General features: G+C 36.7%; 18 protein-coding genes. 13 read left to right on the forward strand and 5 right to left on the reverse strand.

Translation table 11 applies throughout. The annotated features are described in order from the left end of the window. Position 1: 1 nt before the first annotated feature. From LPA49_RS20690 to LPA49_RS20720, 7 genes are all read left to right on the forward strand, one after another. The gene (locus LPA49_RS20690; RefSeq protein WP_010557838.1) at positions 2-946 is read left to right on the forward strand and encodes an ornithine cyclodeaminase family protein; all 945 of its coding nucleotides are present in this window, start codon (positions 2-4) and stop codon (positions 944-946) included. Positions 947-1696: 750 nt separating this feature from the next. Further along, positions 1697-2119 carry a hypothetical protein gene (locus LPA49_RS20695; RefSeq protein ID WP_138602603.1) on the forward strand — a complete coding sequence of 141 codons (423 nt, stop codon included), beginning with the start codon at positions 1697-1699 and terminating at the stop codon, positions 2117-2119. Between the two features lie 509 nt (positions 2120-2628). Further along, positions 2629-4140 carry a hypothetical protein gene (locus LPA49_RS20700; protein WP_230237704.1) on the forward strand — a complete coding sequence of 504 codons (1512 nt, stop codon included), beginning with the start codon at positions 2629-2631 and terminating at the stop codon, positions 4138-4140. A gap of 166 nt (positions 4141-4306) precedes the next feature. Further along, positions 4307-4681: a hypothetical protein gene (locus LPA49_RS20705; RefSeq protein WP_036973859.1), complete on the forward strand. Its 375-nt coding sequence runs from the start codon at positions 4307-4309 to the stop codon at positions 4679-4681. Between the two features lies 1 nt (position 4682). Beyond that, positions 4683-4907, forward strand: a complete 225-nt coding sequence (locus LPA49_RS20710) for a hypothetical protein (protein WP_036973860.1) — start codon at positions 4683-4685, stop codon at positions 4905-4907. Positions 4908-5696: 789 nt separating this feature from the next. Next, positions 5697-6704 carry a site-specific integrase gene (locus tag LPA49_RS20715; RefSeq protein WP_230237705.1) on the forward strand — a complete coding sequence of 336 codons (1008 nt, stop codon included), beginning with the start codon at positions 5697-5699 and terminating at the stop codon, positions 6702-6704. 168 nt (positions 6705-6872) lie between these two features. Then, a complete protein-coding gene (locus LPA49_RS20720; protein ID WP_230237706.1) occupies positions 6873-7325 on the forward strand; it encodes a helix-turn-helix domain containing protein in 453 nt (150 codons plus the stop codon). A gap of 46 nt (positions 7326-7371) precedes the next feature. Here LPA49_RS20720 and LPA49_RS20725 read toward each other — a convergent pair whose 3' ends face one another. Together LPA49_RS20725 and LPA49_RS20730 are read right to left on the reverse strand one after the other, a co-directional pair. Beyond that, positions 7372-7959 (reverse strand): hypothetical protein, encoded by a 588-nt coding sequence (locus LPA49_RS20725; RefSeq protein WP_230237707.1) that lies wholly within the window; start codon positions 7957-7959, stop codon positions 7372-7374. Between the two features lies 1 nt (position 7960). Continuing rightward, the gene (locus tag LPA49_RS20730; RefSeq protein ID WP_230237708.1) at positions 7961-8311 is read right to left on the reverse strand and encodes a hypothetical protein; all 351 of its coding nucleotides are present in this window, start codon (positions 8309-8311) and stop codon (positions 7961-7963) included. A gap of 706 nt (positions 8312-9017) precedes the next feature. Here LPA49_RS20730 and LPA49_RS20735 point away from each other — a divergent pair. Together LPA49_RS20735 and LPA49_RS20740 are read left to right on the forward strand one after the other, a co-directional pair. Further along, positions 9018-9332 carry a hypothetical protein gene (locus tag LPA49_RS20735; protein ID WP_138534046.1) on the forward strand — a complete coding sequence of 105 codons (315 nt, stop codon included), beginning with the start codon at positions 9018-9020 and terminating at the stop codon, positions 9330-9332. 24 nt (positions 9333-9356) lie between these two features. Next, entirely contained in the window at positions 9357-9617 is a 261-nt protein-coding gene (locus tag LPA49_RS20740) for a hypothetical protein (protein ID WP_230237709.1), read from the forward strand. Between the two features lie 156 nt (positions 9618-9773). Here the strand turns inward: LPA49_RS20740 and LPA49_RS20745 are convergent, their stop codons facing one another. Further along, on the reverse strand, positions 9774-10661 hold the full coding sequence (locus LPA49_RS20745) for an abortive infection family protein (RefSeq protein WP_230237710.1): 888 nt from the start codon (positions 10659-10661) through the stop codon (positions 9774-9776). A gap of 298 nt (positions 10662-10959) precedes the next feature. Here LPA49_RS20745 and LPA49_RS20750 point away from each other — a divergent pair, with 298 nt between their 5' ends. The 4 genes from LPA49_RS20750 (at position 10960) to LPA49_RS20765 (ending at position 15154) form a co-directional block, all read left to right on the forward strand. Beyond that, positions 10960-11817, forward strand: coding sequence for a DNA replication terminus site-binding protein (locus LPA49_RS20750; RefSeq protein WP_230237711.1), 858 nt, complete (start codon positions 10960-10962; stop codon positions 11815-11817). Between the two features lie 1355 nt (positions 11818-13172). Continuing rightward, positions 13173-14354, forward strand: coding sequence for a hypothetical protein (locus LPA49_RS20755; protein WP_230237712.1), 1182 nt, complete (start codon positions 13173-13175; stop codon positions 14352-14354). Positions 14355-14404: 50 nt separating this feature from the next. Then, the gene (locus tag LPA49_RS20760) at positions 14405-14725 is read left to right on the forward strand and encodes a histidine kinase dimerization/phospho-acceptor domain-containing protein (protein WP_230237713.1); all 321 of its coding nucleotides are present in this window, start codon (positions 14405-14407) and stop codon (positions 14723-14725) included. Positions 14726-14746: 21 nt separating this feature from the next. Next, the gene (locus LPA49_RS20765) at positions 14747-15154 is read left to right on the forward strand and encodes a sensor histidine kinase KdpD (protein WP_230237714.1); all 408 of its coding nucleotides are present in this window, start codon (positions 14747-14749) and stop codon (positions 15152-15154) included. Positions 15155-15639: 485 nt separating this feature from the next. Here the strand turns inward: LPA49_RS20765 and LPA49_RS20770 are convergent, their stop codons facing one another. Then, entirely contained in the window at positions 15640-16113 is a 474-nt protein-coding gene (locus LPA49_RS20770) for a cytochrome b/b6 domain-containing protein (protein ID WP_253109353.1), read from the reverse strand. A gap of 114 nt (positions 16114-16227) precedes the next feature. Beyond that, positions 16228-16456: Tn3 family transposase (locus LPA49_RS20775; RefSeq protein ID WP_230237715.1), on the reverse strand; the 229-nt coding region annotated here is incomplete at its 5' end.

Genomic DNA, 16456 nt, shown 5'->3' on the forward strand with positions numbered 1-16456 from the left:
GATGAAAGTAATAGATCAAACGCAAATTGATGCTGTCCTAGATTTTGACTCGCTTCGCATTGCTTTACAAAAAGGATTTGCTCAGCAGTTTACTATGCCCAAGCGTCATGTGTATGAGTTAGATAAAACAGACACAAACCATGACGCATTTGCCGTATTACCAGCATGGAATGAACAGGTTATTGGAGTAAAGGCATTTACCTACTTTCCAAGTAATACTGATAGTGAGTATGCGTCACTTTATTCAAAAATAATGCTGTTCTCTCGTGCTCATGGTGAACCTCTTGCTCTAGTTGATGGTACACGTGTAACACTTTGGCGCACAGCTGTAGTATCTGCTTTGGCAAGCTACTATTTATCGCGAAAAGATAGCCAGCATTTAGTGTTTTTTGGCAGCGGCAATTTAGCTGAGTATATGGTTCGAGCACACTTGAGTGTGCGCGATTTTAAATGTGTAACGTTAATTGGGCGTAATCAAGATAAAGTTGCTGTTTTACACAATAGCTTACAGCGTGCATTTACTGATATTGAGTTTGTTATCGGACAAAGTTGTGAAAAAGTTATTAAAAGTGCCGATGTGATCAGCTGCGCAACAGGTTCACCAACGCCATTATTTAAAGGTGGTTGGTTAAAGCCTGGTACACATGTTGATTTGATTGGTAATCATCGCTGCGACTCGCGCGAATGTGACAGTGTTACTATCGCACAAAGTAAGGTATATGTAGATAGCAAGGAGAATGTTCTTGCTGAAGCTGGTGAATTGTTGATTCCTATTTCTGAGGGAGTTTTTGATGAAGCTAATATATCCGGCGAGCTTGCGGATCTAGCTAAAAAAAATAACTATGAGAGAAAATGTGAATCCGATATAACAGTATTTAAGTCTGTTGGCACAGCGTTAAGTGATCTTATAACTGCCCATTATATTTATAAGTCATTAAAAAAATGAGTAGCTTATTACTTTTATTATTAGGGCTTTGTTTCGTTATGTTGAGCTTACTAACATTTATAAGATGGCTCAGGATTCGTTATGATAAGCAACATTGGCGAGTTTGTAAAATTGTAAACATTAACAATGTAATTGATAATAACGTGCGCAATTTAGAGCTTTTGCACTACAAGAGGATGTTAGTCAGCTATAAATTCAAAGGTAATTTTTATAGTGTTTTTGTTGCTTTTGATCAGCAGCTTATAGCCCAGTTTAAAAATGGGATTGATTGTACAATTTTAATTGACTCTAACAATCCTAATGTCACTTATCTTAATAGTAATTGCTGGGTGAAATACTGTGGAGTTTGGCTTTTTTCGGGCATTATTTTTATAGCTTCAAGTTTTTTAACTTCTAATTAAATTGTAATGTCTAAGTTAGGTGGTTGGTTGAGTGTATAATTGTAGATGTCAACATACTTTCATCTCAAATGAGAATTGTTAGAGTATGGCTTTCATACTGCCGCATTAAAATTCGTGATGATGAACTGCGTTAGTGGATATAATAGAAATGGCAAAATTAGTTGGAAAGATGCTAATAATTATCAGTTAATGCATGTCTACTCAGCTTCTCATACTTGAAAGAAGTGTTGCTTGTTTTGTGAATAGTGATGAGCTATGCCAGTTGAATAGCACCATTACAAGTCTAAATACTTAGTATAGCTAAAGTTGTTAGTAATTTAGAAATTCATAATGTTTAAAATTTTAAAAATTGATCGTAGAATTAAAAAAATTCTGTGTAAGACACTTTAAACAAATGTCCCAAGATAAATACGTATCAATTACAGAAGCAGCAAGATATGCTCGAGAGAAAAAGTTATCCTCAATTAAAGAATGGCTTGAGGCCAGTGAAGGTGATGAATTTCCAGAGTCTATGCCTAAGCGCCCACCTAATGTATATGGCTGTAAATGGTCAGAAGTTTTAGCTCCTAAAAACTCACCTGGTTGTGGGCGATTCGTTGAGTTTCATGAAGCTTGTCGAATTGCTCGGACATTGGGTGTTGAGACGATGACGCAGTTTAGGGAGTTGAGTAAAGAGGGTGGTAGGCCTGCTAATATACCATCAAATCCAAATCTTCATTACAAAAGTGAATGGAAAGGTTGGGTTCATTTCTTAACTGGAAAAACTGAGTAAAGATTTAAGCTGTTATTAGTATTAATCATCAGTCTTTTTTCAAATCTGTTTTTATTTCAAGCACGCAATGGAGTTGTAGTTAATACTTAGACTGCTAATGGTAGTATGTCATGTCGGAGTTTTGTCACCTAGCAGAGCCACTATTTTGGTTCGAGAATCGGAAAACCAAACCTTCAGCCGTAAAAACTAACTCCACTTTCCCTAAATTATCTGTCAAAAATAGTTTTTTTTCAGGCATTTCTAAAATCCATTTCAAGTAAATTAATAAGCTCAACTTAATAGATTTTCAAATTTGGACCAAATTCAAAAAGGAATTCTATTTAGAATAACAACTTACTTTGGGTTCTAAAATGCTATTTCGTAAACTATTACTACTAGCCTTGGTATATATATCTTTCAGCACTAAAGCTGAAACCACAGTAAATGTTGAACCTGTAAACACCCTGTCCTCTAAAAGCTTACTAAGTAGTAAAGCTGATGAGCCGTTTACAATAATAAAGGTACCAACATTGTACACCTTGGACGGAAATAAGGCTTTTGGTGAACAGCAGATCACATTTAAGTTACATAGTGACGCACCAAGCTCTGTTGTTGTAAATGGAATTACTGTAACAAAAGGGCAAACTGTTCAATTTGATAAGGCTGTTAACTCAGCTGGTGGTCTAGACATTCCAATTTACCCAGGGGTAGTTGGATCATCAGGAGCTGCAAATTATACCATCACTCTAAGTGTCAAAGGGGCAACATGTCCTGAAGGCTACATTTTATCTGGCGGAATGTGTTACAGAACCACGACTCAACCAGCAATTAAAGTATGTCCATCAGGTTATTTGTACAGTCTCAATTCGGGAGGTTGTTCTAAAACATATACAGTAGACGCCACTAAGAACTGCCCTGCAGGTACAACGTATTCAAATGGTGTATGTATGGGTTCATCGAGCTCGCCTGCTAGCTCATCTTGTCCCGCTGGATATACGCGCTCTGGAAGCAACTGTTATAAAGACACTCAAATTGATGCTACTAAGAATTGCCCATCTGGTACAACATACTCAAATGGTTTATGTCTAGGTTCATCTAGCTCAGCAGCAAGCTCATCTTGCCCCGCTGGATATACGCGCTCTGGAAGCAGCTGTTATAAAGATATTCAAATTGATGCATCTAAGAGTTGTCCATCTGGTTATAATGTTTCAGGTAACCAGTGTAGGAAAGTAGAGCAAACGGATTTTATCTACATGTCATGCAAGCCTAGTTATGAAGAGGCTGGGCCAACTAGTTATTGCCCTAATGGAAGTTCATTTGATCCAAATTCAACTAATTGTACACTAACGAATAACTCAGGTTCCCAATGTGCTTTAACCAAATATGAAGGGGGGAAGTATGTCTGCGGTTCTGGTGAAACCTTAATTCCTTCAGTCTATCCAACTTGCCAAAAAAAGAATGGACAGACAGTGCCTGCATCATATTCATGTCCAGCTGGAACCGTTGATTTAGGTTCTGGGGTATGGCGATGTATGTCAAATACATCTTATGCTGCGGATAAATATTGCCCAAGTGGATATACAGATGGCGGTGTTAGCTGCGAAAAAGTACAAACTACCAGTATCACTTACTCTTGCCTATCACAATACAGTTTGTCAGGGTCGAAATGTAATAAGAGAGAGAGTGCGAGTTTGGTTTACTCATGTCCAGCTGGTGGCACATTAAATGGCACTAGCTGCGTTAGCTCTACATCTACTGCTGTGACTTACTCTTGTCCATCACAATATAGTTTGTCAGGGTCGAAATGTAATAAGAGAGAGAGTGCGAGTTTGGTTTACTCATGTCCAGATGGTGGCACATTAAATGGCACTAGCTGCGTTAGCTCTAAATCTACCGCTGTGATTTACTCTTGCCCCGAAAATTATATTCTATCAGTGGATCTGTGTAGTAAAACTGAAGAAGTTCCAAGCACTAATACTTGCCCTGCAGGTTGGAGCCTAGAAGGGGAGGAGTGTACTAAAACCGAATCAGTTGCACCATAATACCTTCCACCAAGTCCAATTTTTAAAATTGGACTTGGTTTAAAAACACTTCAACCAGAAACATTTTAAAAAATAGATTAAATTTCAAAATTACTCTTTTTTCCCGCCTTTTAATTAGAAACAAGCTGTAAATTATATGTAGTTATTCGAACTTGGTATTTTACATATGTCATTGAAAGATATTGGAAATAAAATTCAAAAGGCTTTAAATGTATTTTTAATGCCTTATCCAGAGCTAATTAAAAATGGGGCTGGGACCAGTAAACAAGAAATGAATGATATTGGTTTTGCTATTTTCTCGGAGCTGAAGTCGGCAATGGATATCATTTCTGAATTAGGGAGAACACCAAGCATAGCGCCAATGGATTTAAACCAACTTACCATTCCAGCAGATGTATTTTTAAATAATGAAGATATAAGAAACGCTATTCTAAAAAATAATCCAGATGTCACTTTAGAATCTTTAGCTGAAATGAATGGCCTGTTTATAAACCCAAAAACAGGTGATGTGTTTAAGAAACATGCTCAGCTAAGGATTTAAGATGGACATAAATTTGTCAAAAGGCTTTGCTGAAGCAGAGAAAAACTTAAAGTCTGCTCAATCATTATTGCTTGCTAAGTATGATGTCTCTTGGATATCCAACCCGGAAAAAATAGATTTAGATCGAATAGCGTTAATAGATAAAGAAACTTTAACCGAAATTAATGACGCTCTTGAAATGATCGCTCAAGCCAAAGATGCTCATGAATTAGAGAGGGAATTATGAAAACTCAGTTCTTAATTTGGTTTTTAATTGGAGTAATTATATTTCTTTTGGACTTCATGAAATTTGATACAGAAAATATAAAATGGCTGTTCGCTGTAGTGGTTGGTGAATTTATAATTGCCTTTATTTTCTTATCAAGTAAAGTTGGCAGCTTTAAGTAATCCTTGTAAATTAGTTACTTAAGTCCGATACTGGTTAGTATCGGACTAATCTTTCGATTCGAAAATTAATATGCTCTTACTAATAACTATTATTATTTTCAATATTTTATTGCGAGAATACTAAAGCAAAGTAATACCAAATTTTCAAAAATATTGTTTTTGATTGGGATACCTTTGCATGAAGCTGCTCATTATTTTATAGCCCGATTAACTCTAAGGAAAATTGTACACTGTAAGTTCATACCAAATTTTAATATGTCCCCACCTGCCTATGTTATATATAATAACGGCTCTTCAATTTTGAGGTAAGTGGATTTCGTTGTAGTGGCAAAGAGCATTGTGGCGGGAATCAATATAGGGATTGCCCGCGCCATTTTGCCGTCGAGCCATCAGATGAATCTAAAAAGTAAAATGCAGTGTTTAATTTTATCTTTTACTTGTTAAATTTCGGAAGTAAAACATCCCCTTCTACCTAGAAAAATCTTTTTAATTAATAGAGTCTAATTTCCCAAGATTCTATTTTATAGTTGATTTAACATAATATTTAAATTGCATAAATGGGCATTTACACAAGTTAAGTAAGGGTGTATAAATGTACAGTGCTTATGTTTTCGTATGAATTTAAATTATGAACAGCAGATTGGAAAAGATTATCGATTTAAAACAGCCTCAATTACCGGCTACCAAGATTAAACAAAAATTAAATGAGATTTATGTAAACCCTAAATGTCCGATATTTAATTATGTTAACTCTTTGGCGGCGGATACATCCAAAGAGACCGTCACTCGATGTTTGCAAGCAATTGCAAAACATACCGGCTACGCAGATTTTTATGAAATTAAATGGGCAGAAATTACTTCAACTGATTTGAATAGCCTTATCCATAACCTAAAAGCCAAGGAACTATCTCCAAAAACGATTTCATTATATGTATCCGTTGTAAAGGGTGTGTGTGAGCATGCCTATTTGTTAGGGCAGATTTCTAGATTGCAGCTAGACGGTATTCTAAAAGTGAAAGGAGAAACCGGCTCTAGAATAAAAAAACATCAGGTAATTTCTCGTTCTAGTTTCCAAGGGCTTTTGGAGAGAATAGCAAGCTCAAACCCAACTAATAGAAATAAAATGCTTAGAGATTTGGCGCTTTTTCATATTTTAATTGGTACCGGGTTAAGAAGAAGTGAGTTGGCCACAATAGAAATTTCATCATTAGTCTTAGAGCTTAGTAGCGAAAATAGAGTTACAGTAAATACTCAGTATTTGAAGATTATTGGTAAAGGTAATAAGGAAAGATATGTTGCGATCCACCCTATTACAAAAATTGCTTTGGAAGACTGGTTGAACGTTCGAGGCATAGAGCCTGGTCCTTTATTTGTCAAAGTGCCACGTAGTGGAAATATTGATGTTGAAAATAGTAACCCTTTAACTGGCAGCGCTATTTATGAACTTTGTAAAAAATATAACACTGTTGCTCCCCATTCCCTAAGACGATCATACGCGACTTGGCTCGATGAAAAAGGCGTAAAGATAAGCAGAATTAGTAAACTGCTTGGCCATTCTAAAGAAGTTACAACTGCAATGTATATTGTAGATGAAGATTCAAAGGCATTTGAGGATGTATTAAATAATTTGTTTTAATCTCAAATCTTTTGTTCTTGATTGTCTTTATTTGGTACAATTCACTGAAATATATAAGTTTATTGCCTAACAAAATGTGACAAGGATCAACATATTTTTATTTGTTCATTTTAAATTTATCTTTTTTTGTTAGAATATAATGTAGTGAATTTATAAGAACAACCAAACATGGCTGATACATACTTTAAAAATCTAGATAATGACTCAAAGAAAAAATACGTCTCGCAAGTTTTAGAACGATGCAAACAGGTGTGGGGTGTTGATGAGCTACATGAAATTGAAGATGAAAATGGACGTCGCGCCTTAGGGCATAATGCGAGCACTATGAAAATGTGGTTGAGTCGCCCTTCTATGCCATGGGATTTTATTTTAACTACTGCAATTAAAAAAAATGTAAGCCTGGACTACCTTCTTTTGAACATAAATGAAAACACGAGCCTAGAAGATGTTAGACCAGAAGAGCTTCTTGAAACTGTTAATAAAATAGTTGCAGGTTCATTAGAGGAAAGTGCGGATTTCGGCATTATTGATCCTACTTTTGTTCCAACAATTACTAAAAAGATTAAAACTTCATTAGAAGATGCTCTAACGATTAAAGCTAAACCGTCCAAATCAGCCTAGAAAAAATCAAATTAGCAATAAAATGGCCAGAAAGACTCTGGCCATTTTAATCCGACTGGCGTAAAAACAGTTTTTCCGTGAAAAGGTTTTTTACTTTAGCGATAAATGTTGGGGCCAGAAATGCACTAAGTAATATCAAGTCGTTTATATTTACAGTAATGGAATAAAAAAAGCCTAAATATGGGTTAAGGGAATTTTGCGTAATATAATTTAACATCAAAATTAGATGCAAGACAGAATTTATCAAAAAGATACACATTGTAATTACTGAAGCACCTGAGTACCCTTTACCCTTCCTTATAAAAGGAAATAATAAGGCAATGATAAGCGCTGTAATGCTATCAAAAAGTGAGAACATCAAATACATATTGACTATACCATCTATAAAACCACCGCCTTCTCTTGAGTACTCCAGAGCCATTAAGTAATCAGTTGATAAATAGGATATTGTAACGAATGTTACTAAACACATGTGTGAGAATGATGTTTTTTTATAGTAGGCTTTAATGATAGTTAGGCAGAAAACCACAAAAAGTAAGCCTGAAAAGCTCATCAAGTATTTAAAAAAGAAGTCACTAGCTCCTGCAGTAAATAACTTGTTATAAGAAATTACAAATGCATTTATATGTTCCATATTAAGCTCTGCGTTTGTAGCTGGCTAAATTAACAACATTTTTAAGCTCAATCTTGGATGCATAGGCTGGGGTAATACTACTCTTTTGAGGAAAGCCTTCTATTCCAGCAAGTTCAGCTTTAATTTCTTGAATTCTACGGAATACAGCAGAACGCTCATCATTAACTGGCAGTCCTTTCATGTAGACCTCCAGTTGAATTGACTCTTGAACCAACTTTCTGACGCGCTGCGCTATTGCAAGAGAACGAATAAATTCACGCTTTAAGAATACAGTTAAAGTAATCACCCAAAATATGAAGCAGAATAATAAGCTCATTAAGGCTATAGGCGAGGCTCCCATATAAACATCCAACTCTAACTACTACATCTATTTTAATAATAATGTACTGAGAGTTTACCAGCAATAGTCCTTTATTATTGCTTTTATGTGGCCAACTGTTATCTTTTGCCAGGGTATTTGAGGAGAAGAATATACGTCTGTTTTAGATGAGAAAGAGTCATAGTGTGGCGAAAATAGCACTAAAAATGTCATTAGCTTCATTAAAATTATAATTTCTGGCGGTCTTTTTCTCAGCAAAGGTATGCCTATAGATCATTACGATGGCTGACTAAGTACTTCAATCTCCGCTTTTAGATTTTGCCTACTTGTACTCTCAGCAAGCATACAAACTCTCAAATTTGTTTGGCCTAAAAATGCGAAATTTTAATTAAAAACAAACTTAATATGTTCTATTGGTATTTATCATTGAGTGATGTTAATTGGAGGTTCAGATGTTACTCATTAAAAAGAAACAAAGCCCAGTTCGCGGGTTATTTTACATTTCACTTTGCATTTCATTATCTATTGTAAGTTGCAGCTTGAATTCATATTTTCGATACGGCATGACTTTGCCACTTGAATTTTACACACCCTTAATCATTACTTTGAAATTGCCTCTATTGAACTCAAAGCAAGGAACTGTGCTTTTTGGCCCTGTTAAATTGTTTAATTCTGGAAAATAGCGCGATTTTAAGAGTGTGATATCTTAGATTTAAATGATCGATGTGGAAGACTTACAATGAAAAATAGTACAGCACTAATATCAATAATCTTAGCGTGCTTATCTAGCGAAGCTGCAGCAATTATCCCTGGGGATAATACTGCATGTTATCCATTATCATATGATAGAGCTGCAATCAAAAAGCAAATAAAAGTGGATCTTCTTACTACGTATGCGGCCTTAAACACTATAAGTGGAGAGGAAAAACTATTGAATGACACTTACTCAGCTGAACTTGAGAATATAAAAGTGGTATCTACTGAGTTTCAAAATTTTAAATTTTCTTACTCTGAGCGTGATGGCCAACTTTGTGGTTCAATAGTAAAAAAGTAATTAATCTAAAATAAGAGGGTAAATATGAAAGAATATTACGTTGTAGAAATTGGTTATAGTGGTGCTGGAGGTGCTGGAGGAGATGTAGCTAAAAGATTTACATTGGATAAAGACAAAGCTCTTTGGTTTGCTGAGGTATTTTTTACGGGCCTAAAAACATTAGATAGAGAGTCTGGCTTTATAAAAATTATTGGTTCAGATAAAACTCTTTCTTTAACGATTTCTAATAATACCCTACCCAATTTTAATAGTATCAAGCTGCCCTTGCCGCAGTGTAGCCATTAAGAATTCTATTTACTCATTTATGGGCTTCACGGCCCATTCGAAATCGGCCTAAAAGTGAAATAAGAAATAGAACTTCCCATGCAGAATACATTTTCTATTCCAGCGGCTCAAATCTTGGCCATTTAGAACGCAAGCATTAAACGGCTAATTCAAAGCTTAAACACTCTTAGGCTTTTTTGACTTTTTTTCATCCCAAGTTTCGAGGACAAATAATGCTAAAGTATGCGCAGAGTGAATAGCAAGCCTAGCGTGGCGTGGTTTCAAATTATAAACCTTGCGTCCTTCCCCATGCGCTGAGCTTGCATGCGTTCTAAATGCACCAATGCCTCCCACAATTGACAACATCCCAGAAATAATCCTCTTTAGATCATCATCTTGAACTAGTTTAGTGTCAAAACCTAAATCATCTCTTACTACTTTCCAAACACCTTGGAGATCTTGCTTTTGGGGGAACAGTAATTTTTCATCTTCAATGTATACCTTAAAGATTGACTCTAATATGTTACATGCAGCGGAAACAGCGTCTCGTGGGGCTGAATTTACATTATTTAATGCGCGGTTAAACTCAGCTTCTATTGAAGGGATATCACGCCCTTTAATTACCTCCAATAATGATTTGCTGGGAGCTGAACTACCGTCTGAAACTGTCCCCCCATTGATGTATGTTAAATTACAACGCTCAAAGACTTTTATTAATTTAGTCTTTAGCTCTTGCTTTTGCGCTGTAATATTTACTCCCCATTGATAGCTATCTTGAGCTAATTCATCAGACAACTCCATGTATTCTTCAATGATTTTCCCTAGAATTTTAAGTGGAAAATCAGATTCTTTATTAATTCGTCGTAACCAAGCTTGTATTTTTACTTGCTTAGACCCTACAGGCGGTTCTCCTGGTGCGTCAGCATAGGTAAATAGGTTATCTAATCCAACGTGTGACTCTATCTCATGCAGATTATCTGATAAAACAGCAATAACTGGAGCAGGAATTTTTTTTCGCATAAATTTTTGATATGAGATTGCAAATGCCAACAGTTTATCAAGCATTTTGTAGGATATAAAATATCCACTGTTATTTTCATATGGATACCTTGTTTCGGAATTCCGGCTACTTTAACATTAAATCTATACCATCATACTAAAAGCTATAATCAATACTCACCCACCCATAGTGCCATTGAATAGCCCCGATTGTATTGCGCCCTACTTCAAGAAGATAAAAATAAATAAAAGAAAAATTAAATTAAACAAAGGACAAAAACGCAGATGCTGAGGTGTGTGCTTTATATACAATAAATGGTATGATGGTATAGAAATTAACCGCTTAATTGAATTGCCTATGTCTTTGTATAATGATGTTGCGTTTGCATTTAACCAATTAGTTAGTGCGACTGAAGCACTTAACCAATTCCTTCATGAATGTGAGGTGGTTCATGCTGAATGCTATAAGTTACCAGCTTCAGCTGGTGATATGTCCGATACTAGTGGCTGGGAATTAGTAATCCCTGAAAAGCATACCGGCTTTACTGCATTAAGTATGGCCACAGGTTCTTTTGCCCGGTTTACGCCAGATTATAACCACTCACCTAAATACCCTTTTAGACTACCTGGCTTTATCCAATTGGCGCCAATTCATTATCAATCAGCTTCACAGCTGGTGGATGCATGTAATTTACAAAAAGTGATAATAAAAGAGCTCATCAACAGCAGCAAACTCAATCAAGGTCAAAAGCGAGAGCTAATACAATCAATTTGCCCTAACGCTATTACCTTACAAATATACAGGCTGATCAAAGTTGCTGATGGCCCAGTTAAACGAGTTGGTTTTACTTGGTGTAACAAAAATAGTATGAGAACTATTAACAAAGAAGAGTTTCTTAAGTATTTAGCCGGCAGTAAAGATAACCCACCTTCAGGTAAAACTAGATCTGAATGGGCGCCATGGGTTGAAAAAGAAATTGAATTAGTGAAATCAAAACCTGGCGAATTTATCAAGGTGAAAAGACCTTTACCAATAACACCTAAGCTGAACGTTTCTTTCACTGATGACACTAACACGGTTATGTTTTATGGCCATGTACCTATCATTGTATTCGGTGATGAGCCTTGTAAGATCTCACCATTAAAGAGTTGTATCAGGACAACAAGTGAAGCTGAACATTACAATTATTTAATCAAAAGACTGTATGTAGTGAATGAATAGATTTTGAGGTTAGTATAATGACATCGGCAGAATGATGCATGACGTTCGCACTATAAAATTATCGTACGAAAAGGAGAATCTCGTTTCTGAATTATACGATGGAATGAAAATTGCGGTTATATGCGGACAACTCAAACCAACTACTTAATTATAGGCAACAAAGTGAACTACTCAGCCTGCCTTTGAAATTCGCGGAAACAGAATCCATGGCTATTTGAGAGCTTCCCCACCCTGTATATGAGATTAAATTTACATATATATGAAGGTGACACAGGCCGTCTATGAAATTCGGGCTTAAACTGTATTGCCCCGCTTGCTGGACACGCTATACACACCGCGGCTTTGAGCGTTATTTGACAAGCACTTATCAAAAATGGAGTAATAATTAAAATGCTTTAAAATATGACGACTCCTTAGATTCCATACGTTATGAATTGAGAGCACTTGGGTTCCGCTTTATAAAACCTAAATTAAGACAATAAATCTGATTTGACTCGCTATACTCCTGGTTGGTTTCACCAGAAAATACTCAAAAAGCAATGGCTGGGAGCTACTCCCTGGTAGTGGAGGCCCGTCAATAGCAAATACTATATAGTGGGAAAGATAATATCAGTTATGGGCCAAATAGTTCCGGATACCTACCGCTTGTTATCTATAGAGACTTTATTGGCAAAAGAAAGCCCCAGATAAATTTTACAAGGATTTGTATTATACCACGAGCTTTACTGACAAGGTTAATCATAAATATGCTGTTGATGATGACAAGGCAACATAGTGATAAAGAACACCGCAGCCACAATTGGCAAAGTTGCGCATAGCTCAGAACAAGTAAAAATAACAATGAATAAGTTAGAGCAAAAAGCGAAGTTTTATTGATATTTTATCTGTCATTCAAGGAATTGCCTTATAAACCAATTTACTGGAACTGAATGCTGCGATAGAAGCTGCGATAGAAGCTGCAAAGCCGGCGAATAGGGGGACTGTTGCTTATGAAGTAAGAACATTAGAGAGCCAAACACACGATGCAACTGAGGAGATTCAGTCAAAGTTCAACTTATTGCTGTCAGGTAGCCGTCAAGAGTCAGGGCTTATAGTCGAGAGTGTTTATATTGCGGGTACGACACAAGAGCAAAGTACAGTATTGTGAAGACGTTTCCAGAAATATTACCGAGATATCTATGATGGAGGTATAAGCCTCAAAAATAGCATTAAAATTTAAGTCAATGAGAATCATTGGAGATTGCACATTATTTGCTCTTTGAGAGATTCTAGACTATCTTTCAGCTAACTTCATCAAAGTTATACTGTTTTATAGTAGTACTGGGCTAATGAAACCTTTGTCTTGAGAAAGCCATATGCAGAAAACGCAAACACTTTTATTTACCAAAAGTTTAAAAGGTAAACTTCTGTTATATGTGCTTTTACCTTCAACAGTGCTTTATTTTTCAACTTTCTATTTCTGGGTTTCAGAAACGTTAGAACAAAAATTGACGAATACTAAGCAAGCACTTGCCTTTCAAGCCAATCTTCTTTCACAAGAGCTTAATAAACAAAACTTTAGTGCGCTACAAATTGCCAAAACTATGGCAGATGCCCAGCATCATGGTCTTTTTGGCCGTCGAGAACAGAGTAGTGCCTTTGCCAAATCAATTATAATTAATAACGAATTCCTGGAAGCTGCTTACTTTGGTTACGAACCAGATGCTGATCAATTCGATTTAAGCTATTTGAAAGTAGCGCCCGAGGAGGTGCGTTTAGGTTTGTCAGAGACAGGACGATTCGTTCCATATTGGAAGCGGGATGAAAATTCTTCAATTAGTGAGCGACTTGAGCCTCTTGTTGATATTGAAAGCAGTGAATGCTATCTAGGCCCAAAAGCACTTGCTGCGCAAAATCAGAACGGACCTACCATAACAGAGCCTTACTGGTATGAAGGGGTTCAAATTGTCGAATTTACCTACCCTATTGTGATAGATGGTCAGTTCAAAGGTATCGCGGGCGTGGATATGGCCTTAAACGAAATACTAAACAAAGCGCTTAACATTGCTGCCGATAGAAGCATTTTTATACTCAGTAATAATGCCAATATTGTTGCTTCCACCGAATCCGAACTTATCACCAAGTCATTTATGCAAACACCTTATTCTGCCCTACTTTCCCGTTTCTCAGACAGTGAGTCAGAAACCGTCAACTTTCCATTGAACAATGGGCAAGAGTTGTTATTTACTCATGTTGAGATGCCCTTAAGTGGCTGGTTGGTAATTATAGGCGCTGAAAAGAACGAAATATTATCACCGATTTACAGACAAATTGCCGACATGATACTTATCAGTTTGGCAGGCTTTATTATCCTTTTAATCGTGGTATTGAGAATAGGTCGAAAATTTAATAGCCGATTTCAAAGAACTACAGAAGTGATAGATAGATTAGCATCGGGGGATAGTGCAACCTTACCTGTGAGTTTCGAGGATACAGGCGATGAAGTTAGCAGAGTGAATCGGCAATTAATGCATTTACATCAGGGGATTATAGTATAACCATCATTCCCAGAAGTGATAAAGATAATTTAGCGTTCGCCTTCAATCAGATGATGTTAAAACATCAAGCAGAAGTGTTGAGAAAAACTCAGCAACAGTTGATTCAATCAGAGAAAATGGCCAGCTTAGGAAACTTGGTCGCTGGTGTTGCCCATGAAGTCAATACACCTGTTGGTATATCACTCACAGCTGCTTCTCAAATAGACTATTTGATTGGAAATTTATTACTTAACATGGAGTCCGGTAAGATAACAAAAACTCGGCTGAAATCTTCGTTAGACGAGATTCGTAGCAATACTGAACTTGTTTTATCTAGTATGCAGCGGGCCGCAAATCTCATTCAAGATTTCAAGCAAGTTGCAGTCGATTAACACATAGACGAGAGCAGGCCTTTGTTACTAAGTGAATATTTTCAAAAAATTCTCTCTAGCTATTCCCAACAATTGAAAAAGGGTCAAGTAACTGCGGAAGTCAAAATCACTGGAAAAGAACATGCTATCGTTACTGACCCTGAGACAATGGCACAGATATTTAGTAATTTAGTAAGTAATGCCCTAACCCATGCATTTCCCCGCAGTAGCGGCACTTTCAAGCTAATATGCGATATCGATACTCAGGGTGACTGGATAAACATTAAGTTAAGCGACAATGGCGTTGGCATGAGTGAAGACCAAATGAAAAGAATATTTGAACCATTTTATACTACTAACCGACATGGTGGTGGCAGTGGGCTAGGCCTTCACATTCTATACAACCTAGTGACTCACAAGCTCAACGGTGAAATTAAATGCAGCTCATAAGTTGGAAAAGGAACCCTGTTTACGATAGGGTTTCCCGCCACTAAACAAGATTCCATTTCTCGAATGGTATGACAGCGATGTGTCAGAGACTTTAACTAATTTTGTTTAACTGCTAATCACACATACTCTATTTAGAGTTTTGAATTGGCAGATGCAAATGAACAAAAAAAGTTAATTGAGTGTCGGGCTTTATTATTGAATTTAAGATGTGAAGCTATTGCTGTATGGCTATATTTCGCACAAAGCGTCTTTCGATTCTAACTCATAATTACCCATCAACGAGTTATAGCCATGACTCGCCTTCGCTCCAAAACAAATTAGGGCAAATGTACTATTGGCTGCTTTAGACGAGGAATATTCATCCTGCATAACTTGCCAATTTTCACTTGTAAGCAATAACCCAAAGGTTTTCAACTCCAAAAAGAAAGACCTCCCTTTGTCTTTCGTATTGATAGCCTATATAAACTAAGAGTCTTAAATTTAGTTTAGTCATTATTCGATTTTTCGGGTAGAAACTTATAACCATTGATCATTGCTGAAACCAGCCCTGATTTTTCTCTTTGTTCAGCAACGATAACACCTAGTATATGCAATGGAATAAGTATTATTAGGGCATAAAATGCGTATACATGAGCAGTGATAATGGGGGATCGAAATTCTCTAAGATCCTTATAACGTTCATCGTCAACGTTAACTTTTGAATAAGGCTTGATTACATCAAGTTGAGTATCGTCAACCGCAATGCTTTTAACAAAGTGCTGTCCTAACGGTGGGTAGTAAATATCAGTCCCTGCCAGAATTAAGCCCGTCGCCATTTGAATTGTCATTGCTATCAGCAAAGCTAATACCATGAGCTTCCCTATTGGATTATGGCCTTTGTACACTTGTTTGGGAGAGCGTCTGAATTTAGTTAGTTCCTTCTTATACCCTTTCATAAATGGCAGAGTTTGTGACCACATGTCATTCGACGAACCAATAAGGGGTTCTAGGGATTTTCCCCTCTAAAAAGACATAATCCTCTGTAGACCACACCAATAAATGGCTGCGGAGGTGGTTTACTTTCAGCTTGGAGCCTAATCATCCACTATCGGCCTTGTTATTTCGCCAATATTGGGCAATTTCCCAGTATTAGTGAAGTTATACGTTCCGCTTAAGTTGATATTTTGCCACGCAACGGGCGAAACAGCACGAGTGATACCCGCTTTCTCTTCATCTCCTCTCGCTTCAAAGTGTCCCAGCAGATGACTCAGTATCGCGGAGTTGAAGTAGATGATCGCGTTGGCAAGCAATCTTGCACATTCA

Origin of the sequence: Pseudoalteromonas sp. MB41 (assembly GCF_020966275.1) — a bacterium.
In the GTDB taxonomy this organism is placed as follows: Bacteria; Pseudomonadota; Gammaproteobacteria; order Enterobacterales; family Alteromonadaceae; genus Pseudoalteromonas; species Pseudoalteromonas lipolytica.

Excerpts from the sequence above, each read along its gene's own strand:
- LPA49_RS20690 (WP_010557838.1), top strand. The coding sequence starts at position 2 with ATGAAAGTAATAGATCAAACGCAAATTGATGCTGTCCTAGATTTTGAC.
- LPA49_RS20705 (WP_036973859.1), top strand. The coding sequence starts at position 4,307 with ATGTCATTGAAAGATATTGGAAATAAAATTCAAAAGGCTTTAAATGTA.
- LPA49_RS20710 (WP_036973860.1), top strand. The coding sequence starts at position 4,683 with ATGGACATAAATTTGTCAAAAGGCTTTGCTGAAGCAGAGAAAAACTTA.
- LPA49_RS20715 (WP_230237705.1), top strand. The coding sequence starts at position 5,697 with ATGAACAGCAGATTGGAAAAGATTATCGATTTAAAACAGCCTCAATTA.
- LPA49_RS20720 (WP_230237706.1), top strand. The coding sequence starts at position 6,873 with ATGGCTGATACATACTTTAAAAATCTAGATAATGACTCAAAGAAAAAA.
- LPA49_RS20725 (WP_230237707.1), bottom strand. The coding sequence starts at position 7,959 with ATGGAACATATAAATGCATTTGTAATTTCTTATAACAAGTTATTTACT.
- LPA49_RS20735 (WP_138534046.1), top strand. The coding sequence starts at position 9,018 with ATGAAAAATAGTACAGCACTAATATCAATAATCTTAGCGTGCTTATCT.
- LPA49_RS20740 (WP_230237709.1), top strand. The coding sequence starts at position 9,357 with ATGAAAGAATATTACGTTGTAGAAATTGGTTATAGTGGTGCTGGAGGT.
- LPA49_RS20745 (WP_230237710.1), bottom strand. The coding sequence starts at position 10,661 with ATGCTTGATAAACTGTTGGCATTTGCAATCTCATATCAAAAATTTATG.
- LPA49_RS20755 (WP_230237712.1), top strand. The coding sequence starts at position 13,173 with ATGCAGAAAACGCAAACACTTTTATTTACCAAAAGTTTAAAAGGTAAA.
- LPA49_RS20760 (WP_230237713.1), top strand. The coding sequence starts at position 14,405 with ATGATGTTAAAACATCAAGCAGAAGTGTTGAGAAAAACTCAGCAACAG.
- LPA49_RS20770 (WP_253109353.1), bottom strand. The coding sequence starts at position 16,113 with ATGTGGTCACAAACTCTGCCATTTATGAAAGGGTATAAGAAGGAACTA.